The organism is Cyclobacterium qasimii M12-11B, from assembly GCF_000427295.1.
Classification (GTDB): domain Bacteria; phylum Bacteroidota; class Bacteroidia; order Cytophagales; family Cyclobacteriaceae; genus Cyclobacterium; species Cyclobacterium qasimii.
On record NZ_ATNM01000112.1, the window covers coordinates 1 to 977 of the forward strand.

General features: G+C 34.7%; 2 protein-coding genes. Both read left to right on the forward strand.

Annotation, left to right across the window (positions count from 1 at the left end):
* On the forward strand, positions 1-187 hold a 187-nt coding region (locus ADICYQ_RS27420; protein WP_040416244.1), incomplete at its 5' end, for a hypothetical protein.
* Between the two features lie 246 nt (positions 188-433).
* Complete coding sequence (locus tag ADICYQ_RS13420) at positions 434-745, forward strand: hypothetical protein (protein ID WP_020894224.1); 312 nt, start codon at positions 434-436, stop codon at positions 743-745.
* Positions 746-977: the final 232 nt, after the last annotated feature.

Here is a 977-nt window from a genome sequence, read left to right on the forward strand (position 1 = left end):
TGACCAAAATAGAACGGCTTTTAGTTATCGCTTTGGTTCTGCTTGGTGTGGTTTGGCTTTACGGTCTGTACAAAACGCAATGACCCAACTAGAAGCATTCGGATATATACAAATGGTAGGCAAGGAAGGAAGGGGCGGAAGGGCTGTCAATGTATATCAGCTAAACAAGCAAAAACGATTGATATAGCAACGTTTTCCTACTATTTCGATTTTTACTTTTTAAAAAGTAGTACAAGTAATGTATATATATATTTATTACTTGTACTTACTTTTTATTCTTTTACTCTTTTAAACACTTTTTATACTATACAAAAGATTTTATACCGCACTTAAAAAACAAGGGCATTTTACAATATATTTTATATAGGCGACAGGGGCATTTGGAATGATTAGCAAGGATATTGACTATACGAATTTATTCCAACTAGAACCAATGACAAAAAAGCAACAAAGTTATTTAACGTATTTAGTTAGCTCTTTAGTGGACTATGGCAGAAAGTTATATATAAAAGGCAATGCGGAAGGGTATGTAGTTCCAGTGCTACTTCCTAAAGATTATCCATTTACAGTAGAGTTTGAGGATATTTCTAAAGGGGAAGCTCAAGAGATTATAGGGCATATAAAGAAAAAAAGGCTTGATGATATATGCAGAACAACCGCAGTAAAGATTTATTTAGATGGTCAAGGTATAACATTAGCTGATTTTCTTATGGGGAAGCGTATTGTAATTGGTATTGAAATGTAAAAGACAGTCGTAATCATCATTAAAGGGTCTTATACTGTTCGCAATAACGGTATAGGAGGTTTTAAGAATGAACTATGTAGAAGCAGTAAAAGCAACGCTTGAAGCCGAACTAAAGAAGGCGGGCTTTATTACAAGTGGGCAAATGGGTGCTCATGATGTTTATGTGAAAGTATTCGTTGAAGAACTGGACAAACTGAATAAGCGTTTAGAAGCACTGGAAACACTCCAGCAT